This window comes from Tritonibacter sp. SIMBA_163 (assembly GCF_046535935.1).
Lineage (GTDB): Bacteria > Pseudomonadota > Alphaproteobacteria > Rhodobacterales > Rhodobacteraceae > Epibacterium > Epibacterium scottomollicae.
Window position 1 is genome coordinate 1 of sequence record NZ_JAWJBP010000585.1, and the last position, 265, is coordinate 265.

Annotated in this window: 1 protein-coding gene; it reads right to left on the reverse strand. The window is 66.4% G+C overall.

Going from position 1 to position 265, the window contains the following annotated elements:
* Positions 1-265, reverse strand: a 265-nt coding sequence (locus R0J92_RS23645) for a helicase-related protein (protein ID WP_411053469.1), incomplete at both ends; no start/stop codon positions are given.

A 265-nucleotide genomic window follows, 5' to 3' on the forward strand; every position in this document is an offset into this window, starting at 1 on the left:
GAAGCGTATGTCCGCTTTGTCGATGCCCATGCCGAACGCGTTCGTCGCGATCATCAAGCGGGTCGCGCCCGACATGAACTGCTCCTGCGCTTCTTCGCGCGCGGCCGCCGACATTCGGCCGTGATAGCGCGACACCGATTCGCCGGCTTCCGTCAGCCAGCCGTAAATGCGGTCGACGTCGCGCACGGTGGCCGCATACACGATGCCGGCGCCGCCGAGCGATCCGATCAGCTTCGACAGTTGCTCGCGCTTCGCGGCCATCGCG